Here is a 20,608-nt window from a genome sequence, read left to right on the forward strand (position 1 = left end):
GGCCGATGAGCGGTAATCAGTGAGGATGCGGCCCTTTCCTAGGTCCGGGCGGATCTCGGGAAGGGCCGCATCATCATGTCGGACATGAGACAATGCCTAATACGATGACATATACAGACAATGAACACAGCGGCGCGGCTGCGACGTCGGCCGTTGCGCCGGCCGTGGGAGAGCCGCCCGCCGCCGCGGCGGACGAGCCGGTGGACTTCCCGGCCGAGATCGCCATCACCGACCCGAAGACGATCCGGCTGATCTCCAACCCGATCCGCATGATCGTCATGAACGAGCTGTTCGGCGGCCCCGAACCGCGCACGGCGAAAGAGCTCGGCCGCATCGCCGGCATCTCGTCGAGCGCGATGAGCTACCACCTGCACCTGCTCGGCAAGGCCGGGCTCATCCACCGCGTCGACTCCGACCGCGACGGACGCGAAAGCCCGTGGGCGCCGTCCGCGCAGAGCTTCAGCATCGCGGTGAGCGAGCAGCGCGACTCCGGCGTGCGCATGAAGGTGATGGACGGCGTGCTCAAGACCTTGCGCATGCGCATCAACGACATCATGGACGTGAGCGCGGCCATGCCGATGAAGGAACGTCGGCGTCGGCTGCCGTTCACGCCGATGAGCACCGGGACGCTGCGGCTCACCCGTGCCGAGCTGATCGAGGCGCAGCAGCGGATCAACGCGGTGTGGGAGGAGTACATGCAGCGCGGCGAGCAACGCAAGGACGGCGAATACGACTATCAGGTGGCCTACGCCTGGTCGTGCCTGCCGTCCGACGTGAGAGGGCTGCTCGACGGCGGCGACGGGAAGGGCGGGGCTGGCGGGACGGTCGGCTCGGCCGGCGCGGTCGGGACGGCCGGCGCGGCTGAGAAGTGACCGCTCCGGTCTGAGACTCCCAGCCGAGTCCCATTTCGGCGGTCGGAAATGGGACTGGATGCGGAGTAGTCCGGTCCTGCTCCCAGTTTAGTCCCGTTTTGGTGGCTGGAAATGGGACAAAATCGGGAGTCCGCCGGTCCTGCTCCCGGTTTGGTCCCGTTTTGGTGGTCGGGAATGGGACTGGGTGTGGAGTCGACGGCCGCCAGCGAGGTCACGTGGCGGTCGCCGGCGAGGTCCTGGCCGCCGCCGAGGCCGCCGCCGTGGCGGTACTCACCATCCCGACACATGGTTCTCAGGAAACTGTGAGGAACACGCATCGTTCCTCACAGCAAGCGGCGGTTATATAGAACATGTCAGCAGTGAACACCGCTGGTGAGGTTGCAGTTTGACCCCATAATTGAACCCCTTCTTCTCTCTTCTCTTAAGACCCGACGGTTCCCCCGTCGGGTCTTTCTTTGTTGTGCGCCCGCGTAGTAATGCCGGTCACGAGCCGTGTCGGCGGGGGTGCCGCGCGCAGTCCCCGGCGCCATGCCCCGCTCCGGATTGCACCCATTGCATGGTATGACAGCTTTTTCCCTGGTGTCTAGGCAGTTACTGTTCAAATGTTGGACTGTTTTTATCGGGGGGGGGGTATGTCATTCATGCTGAAACCGTTGGAATTCCAATGGTTTTCAATATCGTGGGGTATGAAAGGCGTTTCTCGGGGGTTGAGCCGTGCGTCCCGTGTTGCTTGCATGGATATCAGACAGTGTGTGCAGCGACGATGCGATGAGGAAGCGTCGGCTGCGGGGACAACGAAGCGGAAGGCAGGGATGCATGTCTAGCTTGCGTGACGTATGGCGGTCGATATCGAAAAGGCTGCTGGCGGCCGGTTCGGCGGCGGCGATGATGGCGACGGTCGGCGTCGCCGGCACCGCGCTTGCCGCGAACCCGACCCCGGCCGCGACCGATGCCGCGGCTCCGTACGCCCTGGGCGACCATGTGGTGAAGGGCGTCTCCCCGAACGGCACCACGATCAACGCGTTCGACTACTGGCTTGACGGCCGCGACGCCGATGACAACAGCGACCCGACCAACTGGAGCGACATCGGCATCAACGCCGGCCAGCAGCTGAAGTTCTACAGCCGGCAAGGCGATCTGCCCGCGTTCAACACATGGACCGGCACGACCACGCCGCGCACCGGCATGGTGAAAAGCACCCTGCAGAACGGCTACCCCATGCTGCAGCGAAGCGCCTCACTCGGCATCACGCAGGACGAATCCCTGGCGTACCTGTTCGACGGCTCGTCCCACTCCGGCAAGGCCTCGTACATGGACACGAAGGGCCTGCTGCAGGTGGATGACAACGGATATTACTACTACAACGCCAACCGTGACGCGATGAACGACGGCACGTTCCAGTCCGCGAACTACGCCACGCTGGACACCGGCGAGTCCGACGGGAACGCTTGGACGCTGTACGACACGTGGGGCGTCCGCACGTCGACCGCGGTGAGGGATTCGCAGAACGGCCAGTTCTTCCCGTTCAACCCCGCTGCGGACGTGCTGCGGGAGAGCGGCGGCACCCTTGCCGCCAACGACAGGACGTCCGTCTCCCCGGGGATGAACCATCATTTCGGCCTATCCATGTCGTCGCGTTTCGTGCAGCCCAACGGCGGCAGGATCGAGAAGACCAACCAGGACATGAAGTACCACTTCTCCGGCGACGATGACGTGTGGGTCTTCATCGACGGCGTGCTGGTGGGCGACCTCGGCGGCATCCACATCGCCTCGTCGCTGGACGTCAACTTCCGCACCGGCGAGGTCTCCGTCACCGGACGGCCCGGCACCACGCTCAAGGACCTGTACCAAGCCGCGGGCGCGACCTCCGTCACCCAGTGGAACGGCGACACGTTCGCGGACGGCACCTACCACACGCTGAACTTCTTCTATCTCGAACGCGGCGGCTCCGACTCGAACATGAGCCTGAAGTTCAACCTCAAGACCATTCCCGAAAGCGACATTCACAAGGTCGACCAGAACAACGAGCCGGTCCGCGGCGCACGGTTCACGCTATACACCGTCAACGCCGACTACAGCGGCGGCAGGCAGGAGGTCGGCTCCGGCACGACCGACGAGAACGGCCTGCTGGTGCTGCAGGACGGGGAAGGCAAGGTCGTCAGCTTCGACGACCTGCACACCCGCGGATTCGACCATTACATCCTCGAGGAGACCGTCGTGCCGAGCGGATACCGCAAGGCTGTGCCCATGTCGTCGGGCGGCTCGTCCGGCATGCACCTCAGGTACGTGGAGGACCAGAGTTCCACGACCGGTACGAAGAGCGGCGTTGTGCTGTCCGTCACGGATCCAGCCGATACGGGCAGCATGTGGCACACCGGCTCGCTCGCGCTGCCCAAGGTGACGACGACCGCGTCCACGACGATCAGGGACGTGGACGGCAACACGGTCGACCCGTCGAACGGCCTCATGTTCGCCGTGGTGCTCAAGCGTGACAAGAGCAAGGGAATCGGCGACACCGACGCATGGCACGGCGTGCATGGCGACCAGCTCAACGGCTGGAAATACGAGCCGGACACCGGCATGCAGGGCGTCGTCGACACCATCAAGGCCAACAAGGGCGCGGACGTGTTCTCGCTGACCTCAAGCGGCGGTTACGAAGTGACCGTCGACAACCTGCCCGGCAACATCGAGCAGTACTACTACATGCTGCCGGACGGGCGGAAGGACCAGGCCGAGTACACGGTCGCGTATTATTACGCGGCGGGCGCCAGGTCGGTCGACGACGTCACGGTCCGCGACACCGTGCGCCTGGACTTCGACAATGCCGACGATCCGTTCGTCCGTCAGTTCTCCGTGAACTTCTATGTATCGAACGTGAAGAACGAACTGTTCGTGCAGAAGGTGGACGGGACCGGCCGCTCGCTCGCGGACGGCACGTTCAGCCTGTACCGGGTGAGCGGCAGCCAGTCCGGGGACGGCACGTCCGACTGCGCGACGACCGACCTCGGCGAGCCGTACGATACGGTGACCACGGTCGGCAGGCCTGACGATGCGGCGCAGCTGAAGGTCAACGGCACGGCGATGTTCCCGTCTGCGGGACACGTGCTGGAATCCGGCACGTACTGTCTGGTCGAGACCCAGGCGCCGAGCGGGTACGTCGCGAGCGGCGTGCGCTCCAAGGTGGTCGTCAACGACTACGGCGTCTTCGTGGACGCCGGCAAGCCTGATGACGGGCTCAGGGTGCTGCGCGGCGCCGGCTGGCTCGTGCGGCCGATGTCGTCCTTCGCCACCAACGACGACACGGACAACACGCTCACGTGGATCACCAGCGCTCCGGGAACCGTGACCGGGTTCACCGCCGGTTCCGGCGCGCCGACCGTGGACTTCAACGACGTGAGCGCGAATGCGAGCCGCGTGAGCCGGGGCGGTGACGACACCGGCGGCACGGCGGCCGGCGAAGTGGTGATCGGGAACGCCACGACCGATCCGCTGCGGCTCAAGTACGACGTCGGCGACGATAAGAATGACACCGCGCCGGCGCTCAAATACGGCTACAGTCCGCGCGAGCCCGACGGCGACACCCTGTTCGCGTTCGACAGCGGGTTCGGCATCATCAGCTCCACGCAGGACGACGCCAACACCAAGGATTCCGACTACAACAGCGAGGCGGATCGCACCGGACTGCGCGCGGGGGCGCCCGACAACGACGACAAGGTCGCCGGCACCAACAAGAACCTGACGGCCGACGTCCGGCTGAGCAACGTCGTCACCGGTTCGGTCATCGCGCAGTTCACCAACGAGGCGGCGCCGGTGCTGAAGATCTCGAAGTCGGTCGAAGGTGAGGGCGCCAAGCCGGATTCGGACGCCGAATTCGGCTTCACGGTGACGCTGAAGGCAGGTGACGGCGAGCTGGCGCTGGCTGACGGCTATCCGTATGCGACATGCACGGTCGACGACAAGGAGGCCGTCGGGTATCGCGACTGCGGACCGGAGCAGACCATGACGCTTGGCGGGGACGGCACCGGCGCGATCGCGCTGAAGGACGGCCAGGTCGCCGTGTTCGCCTCGCTGCCGGAAGGCGTGCGCTATACCGTGGCGGAAACCTCAATGCCGGCGGGATTCTACCGGCTGCGCGTCGAATCCAAGGACGGCGGCGCGACGAAGGTCGGTGCGGACGGCACGGCCAGCGGCGTCATCGGGCACACCGGCGAACGGCACGTGCATGTGGTGAACGGATACGGCGTCAAGGCGACGGCCGGCGTCACGAAACGGGTCACGGGCGCGGACTGGACCGCTCCCGACGGCAGGGGATTCTCGTTCACGCTGCGTCGTGCGGCGACCGACGGCTCGGACGCACCGGTGTATGTCATGACGGACGACAGCGCCGGAAACGGCACGGTGACGGCGTTCCCGGAGGGCGGCGTCACCGCATCGACCAAGGGCGGCATCAGGCAGGACGCCACGCAGGACGTCGACTTCGGGCAGCTGGTGTTCACCAAGCCCGGCACGTACGAGTTCCTGGTCGCCGAAGACACGGCCGACCCGGCGTCCGGCTGGAGTTACGACGTGACGAAACGCAACGGCAGTGACGGTCAAGGCGTCAAGGTGACGGTGACCGTGACGGCCGACACCGACGGACGGCTCGTTGCGACGGTGACGTACGGGAGCGGCTCGGCGGAGGGCTCGGGTGAAGGTCCGGGCAGACCGACGTTCGTGAACTCGTTCGCCGCCGTATCGTCGCTGCCGATGACCGGTGGGACGATGCGCGACTGGCTGATCGTCGGCGGTGTCGTCGCCGGTCTCGCCGCGGCTGTCGCGGCGGGCGCCTGCCAGTGGCGTCGGCGCAAGGGAATGCCGTCGGCGTTGTAGCCGACGTGTTCCATCAGACGTTCCGTTACGGACCGTCATAACGGGATTTACGGATCGTTCAGGCTGCGGCGAAGGGCCTCAGCCTGAACGATCCGCACGATAACAACAATCAGGAAAGAGAGGATTCCCATGAAGTTGAGGAAGCTTTTCGCCGGTGTCGCCGCAGTGGCGACGCTGTTGAGCGGGTTCGCCCTCGGGGCGGTCTCGGCCAATGCGGCGACGGGCGATGTGACCATCACGCCCGCGACGATCGCCATCAACGCCGATGACGCCGCCCGGCTGAAGGACCGCACGTTCGCGTATGTGAAGCTCGCCGACTACAACCTGTATGAGGCCGAAGGCACGACGAGCACGCTGAGCCTGACGACCACGTCGGACGCAACGGTCCAGGCGGCCATCGTCGCCGCGGCCAAGGCGGCGAACAACGGCGTCGCGCCCGACGGCGACCCGATGGCGTGGGTCTCGAACAATCTGAAGGACTCCGCCGCGGCCCCGTACGCAGGCCGCCTGCGTGATTTCGTCAATGGCCTGTCGTCGCTGAAAGACAGCGCGACCGCGTTCACTGCCGCCCAGACCGCAACCTCGGATGAGGGCAGGCGCGTGACCTACACGCTCGCCGACCCGGGCCTGTACCTGCTCTTCGACACCACGGGTGCAAGCAAGGACGGCGACAATACGGTCACCGCATCCCTGCCGATCCTCGTCGGCACCAAGGTCACCGTCAAGGACGGCGCCACCGTTCAGGTGCCGACGCAGTACATCGACGGCGAGGTCGACGTGAAGAACGAGATCACCACCGTCACCAAGACCGTGGACACGACCGCCGCGTCCATCGGCCAGAAGAAGACCTACACGGTGACCGCCAAGGTCCCGAACTGGATCGGCAAGGACCTGAGCGACCCGTCCACCGCCTTCACGTTCACCGATACGCCGTCCAAGGGCCAGACCGTCGACTTCGCCTCCATCAAGGTCCAGGTCGATGGCAAGGACATCGATCCGGCGTTCGCGCTGACCAAACCGGCCGGCGTGACGGACGACACGTGGAGGGCCGACGGCACGTCCGCGTTCACCGTCGACGTGACCGAGTACGCCAAGAAGGCCGCGGTCGACGGCAAGCTCATCGGCAAGGTCATCACGCTGACCTACGACGTGACCATCAATAGCGACATCCTGGAACTTACGGACGGCGTGAGCAACAAGGTGGAGGTCGACAACGCCGGCAGCAGCTCCCAGGCGTCCTCCGAGAAGATCAGGACCGCCGGATTCAGCTTCACCAAGGTCGGCGGCGACGGGACCACGCCGCTGGCCGGCGCCCAGTTCCAGGTCAAGAGCGGCGAGACCGTGCTGAAGTTCACCAAGGGCGCGGACGGGACGTACGTTCTGGCCGAAGACCAGAACGCCGCGGCCGACAACACGAACGGTCCGTATGACACTCTCGTGACGCCTGCTGACGGCGTCGTCAACGTCAAGGGACTTGGCGAGGGCACCTACACGGTGATCGAAACCCGGGCGCCTGACGGCTACTGGAACACCGCGCTGCCGTCGTTCACGGTCAAGGTCGACAAGGCTGGCGCCGTCACGTACGAGAAGGCCGACGACTTCTTCGGCCTGGTGACGTTCACGGAAGGCAAGACTCCGGTCGTCAAGAACGTGACCAACGTGACCGAGCTGCCGAAGACCGGTGCCGCCGGCATCGCGCTGTTCGTGGTGATCGCCGCGCTGCTCGCCGGCGCCGCCGCCACGGTGTACGGCAAGTCCCGCAAGACCCGCGCCGCGCTGCGTGCGTGAGGTCTGAACCACCTCGGCGTGCGGTGACGGATGGCGGTGCCGTCGGTCGTCACCGCACGCCGGGGCGAGCGGCCGCAAGGCCCGGAACGCTGCTTTCTCAAGCGTTCCGGGCCTCGCGGCTTTTGCCATATGCAGCAAGATGAAGACGAAGGTGGCGGGAAGGTGGCCGACATGGGCAATTCGGTGTTCACGCAGGAGGAGATCGCCTATCTGACGTCGCTGCCTGCGGTGCGGCGGGTGACGGGCGGTCGGATCACGTATACGAAACGTTTCAAGATGGAATGCGTGCGGCGCAACGCCGCGGGGGAGTCGCCGGCGGCCATCTTCCGCGAGTCGGGATTGGGGCCGGAACTCATCGGATACAAGCGCATCGAACGATGCATGGCCCGCTGGCGCCAGCAGTTCGGCGCGGTCGGTGACGGGCGGCTGGACCCGGTGGCGGATGATGGCGGGCCGCAACGCCGCGGGGACCCGACGCACGCCTACGGCGACGTGTCGACGCATGGGCGTGCGGGCGAGCAGGACGGCGGCCGGGCGAACGGCCGGGGCGATGGCGGCTTGCGCGACATGATCATCGTGCAGCAGTCGCGGCGCATCGATGAGCTGGAGGATAAGGTGGCCCGTCTGCAAGAGGCGGTGGAGGGACTGATGCGCGGCAAGGACGGGGCGTGAGAAGGCGTTGCGGAAGGCCGTGGCGGGGGCGGCCGGGCGATCTGCGACACGCCGTGTGCTGGGACGGCGAATCAAAAAGCGGTAGATATCTACCGCTTTTTTTCGTCGCGCGTTAGACTGTCAATACCGGTCGTCGAAGACCCGTGTGGCGCTCGCGAAAGGCGCCTCGCGAAAGACGCGGAGCGGGGCGTCGGCTTGCGGTGCAACGGTCATGAAGCGACCGCTGCAGAAGAGACTGTTGCGGAAAAGACATGGAGGGGGACACATGTACGTCGATCCGGCGAAGAACCAGGACGCCGGCAACCTGCGGTGGATTATGCCGTACTGCAGGCCGGACTGGCCGCGCGTGGCGGGCGCGCTCGTCATGTTCTGCATGAACAACGCGATGGCGCTGACCATCCCGCTGCTCGCCGGCGTGATCGTCGACCGCGTGATCGTCGGCGGGCATACGGCCGAACTGCCGGGACTGTGCGGCCTGATGATCCTCCTCACCCTCATCCGCGTCACCGGCCGCTACGGGTACACCATGTGGATGGAACGGTTCGGCCAGAACTCCATCTACCGGCTCGTCAGCGACGAATACGAGAAGCTGCACCAGCTCGACTTCACCTACTTCAACCACACGCGCACCGGCGACATCATGAGCCGGATGACCTCCGACACCGACGCGATCCGCCACGCGCTGAGCTGGGTGAGCTACAACGTGCTCGACTGCGTGGTCATGTTCATCGGCGCGCTCGCCATGATGTTCACCATCGACTGGCGGCTCGCGCTGGCGCTCGCCTGCGTCACGCCGTTCCTGTTCGTCCTCACGCGCGGCCTGTCGAAACACGCGCACCCGCTGTTCTACGCGATCCGCAACTCGCTCGCCTCGCTCAACTCGATGGTCGAGGAGAACATCGAAGGCAACCGCGTGGTCAAGGCGTTCGTGCGCGAGCCGTACGAGACCGAGAAGTTCGACGAACGCAACGACGACTACATGCAGCGCAACATGGACCTCGCCTACAATTCGCGCCGGTACATGCCCTGGCTGGACGGCCTCGGCTTCTCGCTGCAGCTCATCACGCTCGGCTTCGGCGGGTTCCTGGTGATTCGCGGGATGATGACGCTCGGCAACCTCGTCAGCTTCAACAGCTTCCTGTGGATGATCGACGGCCCGGTGCGCCAGTCCGGCTGGCTGATCAACGACTGGCAGCGGTTCAACGCCAGCTGCATCAAGATCCGCAAGCTGCTGACGACCGAATCGCACATCGTGGACGCAGCCGGCGCTGCTGGTGCTGCCGCGGCGGCCGCGGAGCCGGGTGCGGGGTCGGCAACGTCAGTTGCGACGTCGTCTGCAGTGACGTCGTCTGCGGTGACGTCGTCTGCTACAACGTTTACAACGTCGTCCGTCATGCCGGCCGCGCACATCCGCGGCGACATACGGTTCGACCATGTCGACTTCGCGTTCCCCGACGACCCCGGCACGCCGATTCTCAAGGACATCGACGTGCACGTGCCGGCCGGTACGAAGCTCGGCATCCTCGGCGAGACGGGAGCCGGCAAGTCCACGCTCGTCAACCTGGTGGCGCGCTTCTACGACCCGACTTCCGGGCGCGTGCTCATCGACGGCGTGGACGCGCGCGACTGGCCGCTCGCCACGCTGCGCTCGCAGGTGTGCATCGTCGCACAGGACACGTTCCTGTTCTCCGACACCATCGAAGGCAACATCGGCTTCGGGCTCGGCTCGGGTGGCGCCGCGGCCGGCGACAGCGACGCCGAGCCAGGCGCGGACGGCGGCGACGGCAACGCCGGCCGGCGCATCGACGAACAGTACATCCAGCGCATGGCGCAGATCGCCGGCGCGGACAGCTTCATCCAATCCATGCCTGACGGCTACGACACCGTGGTGGGGGAGCGCGGCGTGGGCCTCTCCGGCGGGCAGAAGCAGCGGCTCAGCCTCGCCCGCGCGCTCGCCGACAATCCGAGCGTGCTCATCATGGACGACACCACGTCGGCCGTCGACATGGAGACCGAGGCGGAGATCCAGCAGCATCTGCGCGAGCTGGACGGCACGCGCACGATCATCACCATCGCGCACCGCATCTCGTCGGTCAAGGACTCCGACATGATCCTCGTGCTCGAGCACGGCCGCATCGTCGAACGTGGCACGCACGACCAGCTCGTCGCCGCGCACGGCCGGTACTGGAGCATCTACCGCAAGCAGCTCGGCCTGCAGGCGGGGGCGTCGCAAGGGTACGACGAAGACGTCGCCGGTCGGGATGTTGTCGGTCGGGACGCTACCGGGAACGTCGCCGGCAGTACCGCCGCCGGCAGCGACGAGTGAGCGAGAAGGGAGGAGACCAATGGCGCAACGCAACACCTACCGCGAGGACGAGGAGCTCGAAGAGCAGATCAACCTGCACGACATCATCCGCGTGGGCGCGTATCTGAAACCGTATCTGGGCCAGGTGGCCCGCATCCTCGCCGTCGTCATCACGATGAGCTGCATCGTGGTCAGCGTGCCGTACCTGACCAAGGTGATGATCGACGACGCCATCCCGAACAAAGACCTCGGACGGCTCGGCCTGCTCGCCGGCCTGCTCGCCGCGCTCATCGTCGTCTACGAGATCGGGCTGCGCTACCGCACGGTGGCGATCACGCGCGTCGGCCAGATGATGCTCAAGGACATGCGCCGCGACCTGTTCACGCACATCCAGACGTTGCCGTTCAGCTACTTCGACTCGCGCCCGCACGGCAAGATCCTCATCCGCGTGGTCAACTATGTGAACACGCTGTCGGACACGCTCAGCTCCGGCCTGATCAACGTGATCTCCGACGTGTTCACGTTCATGATCACGCTGGTCGTCATGTTCGCCATCGACTGGCGGCTCGCCCTGTGGAGCCTCGTGCTGTTCCCGCTGCTCGTCGCATGGGTGTACGTGCTCAAGGTGCTGCAGCGGCGGGCGTTCCGCATCCTGTCGAACAAGCAGAGCAACCTCAACGCCTTCATCCACGAGTCGATCGCCGGCGTGAAGACCACGCAGACGTTCGCGCAGGAGCGCACCCAGTTCGCCGCGTTCCAGGAGCAGCAGGGCGAGGTGCGCCGCGCGTGGATGCGTGCCGTGCACATCCAGTTCCTCATGTGGCCGGGCGTGCAGACCATCTCCGTCATGACCATCGCGATGATCTACTACGTCGGCGTGACCGGTTTCGGCGGCGTGGCGGTCACCACCGGAACGTTGATCGCGTTCGTCGGCTACGCGAACAACTTCTGGAACCCGGTCATCAACATCGGCAACTTCTACAACCAGCTCATCACCTGCTCCGCGTACCTCGAGCGCATCTTCGAGACGCTCGACATCACGCCCGACATCGAGGATCGGCCGGGCGCGAAGCCGCTGCCGACCGTGCACGGCCGGGTCGACTTCAACGACGTCGTGTTCCGCTACGAGGCGGACGGGCGCAACATCCTGAACCTCGTCGACTTCCACGTGGAGCCGGGCCGCACCATCGCGCTCGTCGGGCCCACCGGCGCCGGCAAGACCACGATCGTGAGCCTGCTCAGCCGCTTCTACGACGTGACGGAAGGCTCGGTGACCATCGACGGCCATGATGTGCGCGACGTGACGCTCGACTCGCTGCGCCGGCAGATGGGCGTCATGCTGCAGGACACGTTCATCTTCTCCGGCAACGTGCGCGAGAATATCCGCTACGGGCGGCTCGACGCGACCGACGAGGAGATCGAGGCGGCGGCGAAGGCGGTGCACGCGCACGAGTTCATCATGGAGCTGCCGGACGGCTACGACACGACGGTGGAGGAGCGCGGCTCGACGCTGTCCGCCGGACAGCGGCAGCTCATCGCGTTCGCGCGCGTGCTGCTCGCCGACCCGAGGATACTGATCCTGGACGAGGCGACGAGCAACATCGACACGCGCACCGAAGAGGCGCTGCAGGCAGGCCTGCGGCATCTGCTCAAGGGGCGTACGTCGTTCATCATCGCGCACCGGCTGTCGACCATCGAGAACTCCGACGAGATCTTCTACATCGACCACGGTCAGATCGTCGAGCACGGCTCGCATGCCGAGCTGCTCAAGCGGCGCGGTGCGTACTGGCGGCTCTACGAGTCGCAGTATGCGATGATCCGCGTGTGAGAGTGGGGCGGGTGACCACCCCCAGTCGGCTTCGCTGACAGCCCCCGCCAGCGGGGGCGGAGCCGGTGGCCGGGCTCTGCGACGGCCCTGTTGGCGGCCGAACCGGGATGCATGCCGCGGGCCGGGCGGACTCCCGGGATTCTCCCACAAGAGGGGATTGGAATGGGAGGATTTCGGGAGTCGGGGGTGTGGACTCCTGTTTTTCTCCCATTTGGATGGTGCGGAATGGGAGAAAAACAGGAGTTGGCGGCTACTGCGGGGCCGGACTCCCGGTTTTCTCCCGTTTGGTGGAGTCAGAATGGGAGAAAACCGGGAGTTTCCGGGTTGGACTCCCGGGATTCTCCCACAAGAGGGGATTGGAATGGGAGGATTCCGGGAGTTGGGGGTGTGGACTCCTGTTTTTCTCCCATCTGGGTGGGCAGGATGGGAGGATTTCGGGAGTTGGCGATTGCTGCGGGGGTGGTTTTCGTCCGTTCTCGGCTAGAAGCCCTCGAATAGTAGTCGCAAACGACCGCAAATCGGCTGTATTGCGTCCGCTTGCGACTAGGAGTGCCGGGGACTCGTGGCAAACGACCGCAAATCGTCTTGGGAGCGTCCGTTTGCGACCTGAACACAACTGGAGTTGGTCGAAAACGCCCGCAGATTGCTTCCGTAGCGTCCGTTTCCGACCAGAAGGACGCAGGTATGAGTCGAATATGGCCGCAAATCTACCACCGGCCCCTGCGCAACCCCTACTTGACGGTGAAGCCCTCTTCGCGGCCGTAGTCCTTGAGCGTCTCGCCCCAGCGGTTGAGCCCTTCCTGCAGGGTGAACTTGCCGTGATATGCCTGGCCGACCGTATCGACCGAGACCGTGTTCGCGTGGGCCATGTACGGCAGGTACTCGAATCCGGGCAGCACGTCCTTCGCGGCGGCGGCGATCGTCTCATGCGTCTTCTGCCCGCCGAAGAAGTCGCTGGCCTCGGCGAGCCAGTCGGCGTCGTCCAGCACCGACTTCAATGGCGGCAGACCGCCCTGGCCGAGGTTGACCTTGACGCCGCCGTCGTGCGCGAACCACTTGGCGAACGTGTACGCGGCCTTCGTCTTCGCGTCGTCCGTGCCCTTGGGCAGGGCGAGCGCGCCGCCGCCGTTCTCGCTGTTCTCGTGCGCGCCCGCACTGTACTGCGGCATCGGCGCCACGCGCCACTGCCCCCGCGTGGCGTTCAGGTTCTTCTCCATGGACGAGGTGAGCCACGCGCCGGTGAGCACGGTGGCGATGGAGCCGTCGTCCAGCTTGTGCCACCAGTCGTCGGTCCACATGGGCGTCGTGGTGTCGATGAGCTTGTCGTCGATCATCCGCTGCCACATGCCGGTGAATTTCGACACGTTCTTCGCCTTCATGTTGATGCCGATCGTGGTGCCGTCCACGCTGAACGGCTTGGCGCCGGCCTGCCAGAGCATGGAGGTGAGGAACCCGGTGTCGCCGGTGTCGTTGGTGATGTGCGCCTTGCCGTCGCCCATCGCCGCGATCTTGCGTGCGGCCGCGCGGTACTCGTCCCACGTGGCGGGCGCGGAGGTCACGCCGGCTTTGTCGAACACGGTCTTGTTGTAGAACATGACCATCGGTCCGGACGAGATCGGCAGGCCGTACGGCTTGCCGTTGACGGTCACGTTCGTGTTCGCGGCGGACGTGAAGTCGTCGGCGATGCCGTCGTAGCCGAGGCCGCTCACGTCGCGCAGCTGGTCGGAGATGGCGAACTGGTGGACCGCGTTGAAGTCGAGGTAGACGACGTCGGGGATGCCGTGGCCGGCGTTGATCGCGTTGGTCAGCTGCATGTATTCGTTTTCGTTCGCGCCGACGTTGACCGCCTTGACCTTGATGTCCGGGTGGGTTTTCTCGAATGCGGTGACGAAATCGTCGATGGTGGACTGCCATGTCCACAGCGTGATCTCGGTGACGCCGGACCGGTCGGATCCGCCGTTGCCGGAGGACGGTCCGCCGCAGCCGGCGAGGGTTGCCGCGGCTGCGATGGTCATGGCGATGGCGGCGCGCATGTGCGAGCGACGATGCATGATAGCTGACTCCGTTCCGTTGAATCTGCCTGCGTCCCGCCGCCCGTTCCTTGGGGCGGGACCTTGTCTTATCCGTCTTCGGCGGGGTTCGCCGACGTCCGAACCCCGCGAAACGTCTCAATCGGTTATGAGTGTAATTGGCGGGCGTCGACGCCGCCTGCGGAATCGGCAAATTGGCAAACGAGGGCGTTATTTGCCGGTAGGACCGTCGATTATGGCAAAACGCATGGCAAAAAACTGCAAACCACGGCAAAAACGGTGTGGCAAAAAACAGCAAACGCAATGCCCGGCTATCTTGGCAAACGTGCTCCGGGAAACCGGCGAGGCATGGGCGGCGACAAGCCCGGCCCCGGCAACAAGAACGAACGACAAGCGAAAGGCATTGCAATGAGGCTCAACCTCAATGGCGTGTGGGACTTCTACCCCAATGGCGGTGACGAGCGGTTCGACATCGTCGTGCCGACCTGGTGGGATTCACTGCCCGCGACCACCGGATATCCGAAGGAATGGGAGAAGGGCCTGCACCACGGCGTGTACGTGAAGACCGTGGACCTGCCGGCCGACATCACCGACGAGGACGTGTTCCTGCACGTCGGCGCACTCGCCACGCTCGGCAAGGTGTACGTCAACGGCCGCTCGGTCGGCCCGATGACCACCAAGGGCTACCTGATGACCCTGCTGCCGTACGACCTCGACGTCAACGACGCCGTGCGACCCGGCGAGCCCAACGAGATCCGCATCGAGGTGTGGAGCGTCAAGGCGCTGCCGGACGACGCGCTCGCCACCGAAGGCGGCCCCGACCGCCTGCTCTTCCCGTTCGGCGTCGAGAACATCGTCGGCCGCGTCGGCATCGGCGAGGACGTCGCGATCGTCACCAAGCCGAAGCTGCGCATCGACGACCTGCAGATCATGCCCGACCTCAAGAAGAACGCCGACCCCAGCGACGACGAACTCGCCGTGAACGTCACCGTCGTCAACCACACGGCCGCCGACGCCGACCTCGACCTGACCGCCGCCGTGCACGAGGTCGCCGACCCGTCCGCGCCCGCCGCGTTGACGTTCGAGCCGGCCGCCGTGCACGTGGCCGCCGGTGAGACCGCCGTCGTGCGCCTTGCCAAAGGCTGGCCGACCGCGCACTACTGGTCGCGCGCCGATCCGTTCCTGTACACGGTCGACGCGGCCATCGCCGACAGCAATGCCGCCGCCGCACCCGTGCACGAGTACTCGGACCGCTTCGGCTTCCGCCAGTTCTGGCGCGAAGGCGACGCCTACATCTTCAACGGCGTCAAGATCCGCCTGCGCGGCGACTCCCTGTGCCTGCTCAACCAGGGCGACCGCGACCTCATCAACGAGATCGGCGACGCCTACGGCGTGATCCTCGACGACAACCACGCCACCGACGAGATGGCCAAGGCGTGGCTCGACGCCTACAAGCACGCCAACTGCAACATCATCCGCAACCACATCCGCTCCGTGCCCTCCCACGTGCTCATGGACCACGCCGACGAGATGGGCATGCTGCTCGAAGAGGAGACCGCGTTCTGGAACCCCGGCTCCACCTCCAACGTCTCGCTCGACCCGCCGTACTACCTCAACTACTCCGACGAGGCCATCGGCTACTACGTCGAATGGGTGGAGCGTTGGGTGCGCGAATACCGCAACCACCCGTCCATCATCCTGTGGTCCACCACCAACGAGGCGTGGAACCCGAACGACGCCGAAATCCTCATCCCGCCGCTCGAGGCCGCCGCCAACCGCGAGGACCCGACGCGCATGGTCATCAACGACGGCTTCAACAAGCCGATCACCAACGAGGACTCGCGCCACTACTTCGGCGGCTACCCGTCCGGCATGACCTCCGCGCCCGACATCTACGACCTGTACCAGATCGACGGCGACCTGCCGCTCGGCGCCGGCGAGGAGTTCTCCGTCTCCACCGCGGGCATCCCGCAGTACGCCGAGGACGGCACGATCAAGGACATCTACCACGGCCGCCTCAACGGCAACCCGGACACGATCTCCCGCGCCGACTTCGGCCGCGAGGTCGGCCGCGTCACCCGCGGCGTGCGCACCACGCGCATGGCCAACTGGAAGCCGTTCTGCCTGTCGATGTTCATCTACGACAACATCGAGAAGGTCGTCGAGCTCGACCAGCAGGCCACCGAGCACGGCCTCAACCCGAAGGCGCTGCTGCGCCCGCAGTTCGACCCGACGGCCACCGGCGACGCCCGCTGGATCGAAGGCGACGGCTACCGCTACTTCGCCAACTCGTACGCCGACGTCGCCGCGTTCGACAAGGAGTACGACAAGGAGCCGCGCCTCGGCCTGCCGCACGCCATCTACGCGCTCGGCACCACCTCGCAGCGCACGCTCATCGTCTACAACGACGAGGAGATCGACGGCACCGAACTCGAAGTGAGCTGGACCATCAGCGCGCTCAACACGCAGGACGGCACCAGGCGCGTGGCCGAATCCGGCACGAAGACCGTCACCGTCGGCCACGGCGAGTTCGTCGAGACGCCGATCGAGATCCACGTGCCCGGCGAAGTCGAAACGTACGAGTCCAAGCTCATCGAGACGATCACCGTGCGCAAGGCCGGCAAGGTCAAGTTCACCGAAGACAACTTCCTCGGCTGGATCGGTCGCCCGGCGCCCGCGAAGATCGGCTCCAACCGCCCCGACATCGACCTCGGCCGCGTCGACTGGGCGTCGCGCAACGTCAAGCATTGCCTGCACCTCAACCAGCAGGGCGGCGCGCTGAGCGAAAAGTGGACTGCCCGCGTGGTGGACGACGCGAACGGCTCGATCAGCGTCGAACGCCTCGCCGGCAACCTGCGCCACGAGCAGGAGCTGTTCTACACCGTCAACGTCGCCGGCCTCGAAACCGGCAAGGCGTACACCGGCCAGATCGAATACACCGGCGAGAACGACGACACGGTCACCATCACCGTGCACTTCACCGCAGGCTCCATGCCGGCCGCCGACGTCGCGGCGAACAAGGCACTCGGCGCCACCGTGCGCGTCAGCTCCAGCTCGCAGCGCAACGGCTGGACCGCCGCCTCGCTCGTCGACGGCCTGTTCGCCGCCGACTACGACCACTTCGGCTGGTCCAGCGAGCCGAGTGCCGCCGACCACGACGAATGGGTGCTGCTCAAGCTCGCCAAGCCGACCACGGTCGCGCAGGTCGTGCTCGCGCCGCGCGGCGAAAACCCCGGCGGCACGGTCGCCGAAGCGTTCCACGGCGAAGGCGAAGGCGTCGGCGGCGTGCAGGAGTTCGCCGCAGGCCACCGCGCGGTCGACCCGAACCAGGGCCAGGGCTTCCCCGTCGACTTCGCAATCCTCGTCTCCGCGGACGGCAAGGCGTGGACCAAGGTCGCCGACAAGCGCGGCTACGCGCTGCCCGCCAACGGCAAGCCGCGCGCCTTCGACTTCGCGCCGGTCTCCGGCGTCCAGTACGTCAAGGTCGAAACCACCAAGCTGCGCTCCAACCCGAACGAACACGGCGAATACGCCCTCCAGCTCGTCGAGATCGCCGTCTTCGCCGACCACCACATGCCGGCCATCCCCTCCGAGCCGACCGACGTGCGCGTCACCGTGCAGGCGCACGACGTGCAGGTCAGCTGGCAGTTCGCCTCCGACGGACGCTCGCCGATCCTCGGCACCACGCTCACGCTGACGAACGCGGCCGGCGAGGTCATCCCCGTCGCCGTCCACGGCACCGACACGAACGCGCTCGTCACCGACGTCCCCGCCGGCGAGTGGACCGTCACCGTGCAGGGCCGCAACGAGATCGGCGAAGGCGACAGCGCCGTGAGCGCGCCGTTCAAGGTCGGCCGCGCCGGCAGCGACCAGCCGGACGACACGATCCCGCAGCCCAAGGCCCCGGTCGCCGAGCTGCTCGCCGACACGAGCGCCGTCGCCGTCTCCTGGAACGATGTCGACACCCGCTCCGGCCTCGGCGAAGGCGGCACCGGCATCCACCTGACGCCCGTCGACCCCGCCTCCGGACTGCCCAGCCGCGTCGCGTGGACGCCCGCCGGTACCACTGCGTACACGTTCGAGAACGTGGCGCGCGGCACGTACACGGTCACCATCGAAGCCACGAACAGCGAGGACCGCACGTCCCGGCCGAGCGAGGCGAGCGAGCCGGTCATCGTCGCCGCAGTGCCCAGTCAGCCGAACAAGCCGGGCGTCACCTCCACCGGCGACACGATGAGCATCACATGGAAGGCGCCCGCCGACGGCGGCACGCCCGTCACCTCGTACGTGCTCACCCTGCGCAACCTCACTGAGGACACGGTCAAGGTCGTCAAGGCCGCAGCCGGCGACACGGCGAAGAGCGTGGCCGGGCTCACCCCCGGCAACTACACGGCCTCGGTGATCGCCGTCAACGCGATCGGCATGTCCGCCGAGTCCAGCCCGTCGCTGCCCTGCCTGATCAAGTGACGGCCGCGGGTGCGCGGTGCGTGCGTGACGTCGCGGTGCGAGGTTGCGTGCGTAACGCTGTGCGCGCGTGGCTGCGTGCGTGCTGTGTGTGCGTGGCCGCGTGCGTGATGGCGTGGTTGCGCGATGTGCGCGCGTTGCTGGTGTGCATGCGTGGCGCGGCGGTTGCGTGAGCGGCGGTGCAGTTGCGCGGGTGCGCGGCGGTTGTGTGGCCGCTGCGCGTGATGGCGTGGTTGCGCTGCGCACGTGTGCGTCGTGGTGCGCGCGTGGCTGCGCGGCGTGGCGGTTGCGTGAGCGGCGTGGCGCCGCCGCGCTCGTGGTGTCGATCCGCGTGGCATGGCGCCGCGTGCGTGATGGCGTTGCGCGTGGTGGTTGTGTGACTACTGCGCGTGGCGCTTGCGTGAGCGCGCATGTGCGTGGTCATATGCCGCATGATGTTTGCATACATTGAGCCCCGACCCTCTGCGGCCGGGGCTCAATGCGTTTGCCGTGGACGTATCGCGCGTCACTCTGCTCGGGTTGCGCGTCACGGTGTCCGGGTTGTGTCACTGTGCTCGCCCTTGCACAGTGACGCGCGCATGAAATCCCAGTGTTTCCAAGGGTTTTCGAGGGTGTGCCACTCTGCTCGGGCGAGCAGTGTGACGTTGATGGTGTCCTCAATGGGGGTGATGGCGTCACCCTGCGCGGGTTTCGCATCACCGTGATCGGGTTGCGCGTCACTTTGATCGGGTCGCGTGTCACCCTGCTCAGGTCGCGCGTTACTCTGCTAAGGTTGCGCGTCCCCCTGCTCGGGTTGAGATTCGCGATTTGTGGGAATCGCGTCACTCTGCCCGAGCTCGTGGTACGCGAGGTGAGAAAAGCGGTTTTTGGGCTCGCGTCCCAATGATGATTGGGACGCGGCTTCGTGTGATCGCTTACATGGTCTCTTGTCCCACGATTTCGTGGTACCAGAGCTGATTTCGGCCGATTTCTGGCTCTCGTCCCATTGCCCATTGGGATGCGAGCCAGAAATCGGCGGTTTTGCGCTCGCGTCCCAACAACCCGAGAACTGTTCCTGCGGTACGTAATCAGGTTTCCCGTGTTCGCTTCCAGGGTTCAGCATGTCGTATGCCGCGGCATTCTCGCGTCACGCTGCTCGCCCGGTCACAGTGACGTACCCTCGAAAACCCTTGCAAACATTGGGGTTTTCGCCCGCGTCACCGTGCACGCCCGAGCAGCGTGACGTAAGGGCGCCCAGATCGGCGTTGCTGACGGTTCCGCAAACCCAACGCAGGTCGGGAGCGCGCGTCATTCAAGGGGCAAGCTCGGGTACGGTTTGTCATGCATTCCCGACCGACCGTACCCGGAACGGCTCGTCCGAGTACGGTTTGTCAGGAAATCGTGACCGACCGTACTCGTAGAGGAAGTTTGAGTACGGTTCGTCATGAAATCTCGACCGACCGTACCCGGGATGGTCTGTTCGGGTACGGTTTGTCATGGATTGTGGGCCGACCGTGCTCGTAGACGAAGTTTGAGTACGGTTCGTTGGGGGAAATCAACGGACCGTACTCGGGATGGTCTGTTCGGGTACGGTTTGTCATGAAATCATGACGGAACGTACTCGTAGACGAAGTCCGAGTACGGTCCGTTGGAAAACATAGACCGGCCATACCCGAACGGTAGCTGCGGCCCCACCGTCTCGCACTTCTGCGTCCGCCGTCCCCGCACCGCATCTTGCACCTCGCGCACCCCGCCCACCGGTCTGTGCCGCGCCTCACGCACTGCACCCCCCGTCCCCTAT

8 protein-coding genes are annotated in these 20,608 nt (G+C 65.7%); 7 read left to right on the forward strand and 1 reads right to left on the reverse strand.

The annotated features are described in order from the left end of the window. Positions 1-104 precede the first annotated feature (104 nt). From F7D09_RS08600 to F7D09_RS08625, 6 genes are all read left to right on the forward strand, one after another. Positions 105-872 carry a winged helix-turn-helix domain-containing protein gene (locus F7D09_RS08600; RefSeq protein WP_193312405.1) on the forward strand — a complete coding sequence of 256 codons (768 nt, stop codon included), beginning with the start codon at positions 105-107 and terminating at the stop codon, positions 870-872. A gap of 816 nt (positions 873-1,688) precedes the next feature. Beyond that, positions 1,689-5,741, forward strand: coding sequence for a SpaA isopeptide-forming pilin-related protein (locus F7D09_RS08605; RefSeq protein WP_152234974.1), 4,053 nt, complete (start codon positions 1,689-1,691; stop codon positions 5,739-5,741). Between the two features lie 129 nt (positions 5,742-5,870). After that, a complete protein-coding gene (locus tag F7D09_RS08610) occupies positions 5,871-7,529 on the forward strand; it encodes a SpaA isopeptide-forming pilin-related protein (RefSeq protein ID WP_152234976.1) in 1,659 nt (552 codons plus the stop codon). A gap of 30 nt (positions 7,530-7,559) precedes the next feature. Continuing rightward, a complete protein-coding gene (locus tag F7D09_RS08615) occupies positions 7,560-8,201 on the forward strand; it encodes a hypothetical protein (RefSeq protein WP_226836167.1) in 642 nt (213 codons plus the stop codon). Between the two features lie 265 nt (positions 8,202-8,466). After that, a complete protein-coding gene (locus F7D09_RS08620; RefSeq protein WP_193312406.1) occupies positions 8,467-10,527 on the forward strand; it encodes an ABC transporter ATP-binding protein in 2,061 nt (686 codons plus the stop codon). Between the two features lie 19 nt (positions 10,528-10,546). Next, positions 10,547-12,334, forward strand: a complete 1,788-nt coding sequence (locus F7D09_RS08625; RefSeq protein WP_152234978.1) for an ABC transporter ATP-binding protein — start codon at positions 10,547-10,549, stop codon at positions 12,332-12,334. A 731-nt stretch (positions 12,335-13,065) separates the two neighbouring features. Here the strand turns inward: F7D09_RS08625 and F7D09_RS08630 are convergent. Further along, positions 13,066-14,385: an extracellular solute-binding protein gene (locus tag F7D09_RS08630; RefSeq protein WP_152234979.1), complete on the reverse strand. Its 1,320-nt coding sequence runs from the start codon at positions 14,383-14,385 to the stop codon at positions 13,066-13,068. Between the two features lie 387 nt (positions 14,386-14,772). On the opposite strand from F7D09_RS08630, the gene F7D09_RS08635 reads away from it, so the two are divergent. Next, the gene (locus F7D09_RS08635; RefSeq protein ID WP_193312407.1) at positions 14,773-18,831 is read left to right on the forward strand and encodes a fibronectin type III domain-containing protein; all 4,059 of its coding nucleotides are present in this window, start codon (positions 14,773-14,775) and stop codon (positions 18,829-18,831) included. The last annotated feature ends 1,777 nt before the right edge of the window (positions 18,832-20,608 follow it).

Origin of the sequence: Bifidobacterium leontopitheci, assembly GCF_009193355.1 — a bacterium.
In the GTDB taxonomy this organism is placed as follows: Bacteria; Actinomycetota; Actinomycetes; order Actinomycetales; family Bifidobacteriaceae; genus Bifidobacterium; species Bifidobacterium leontopitheci.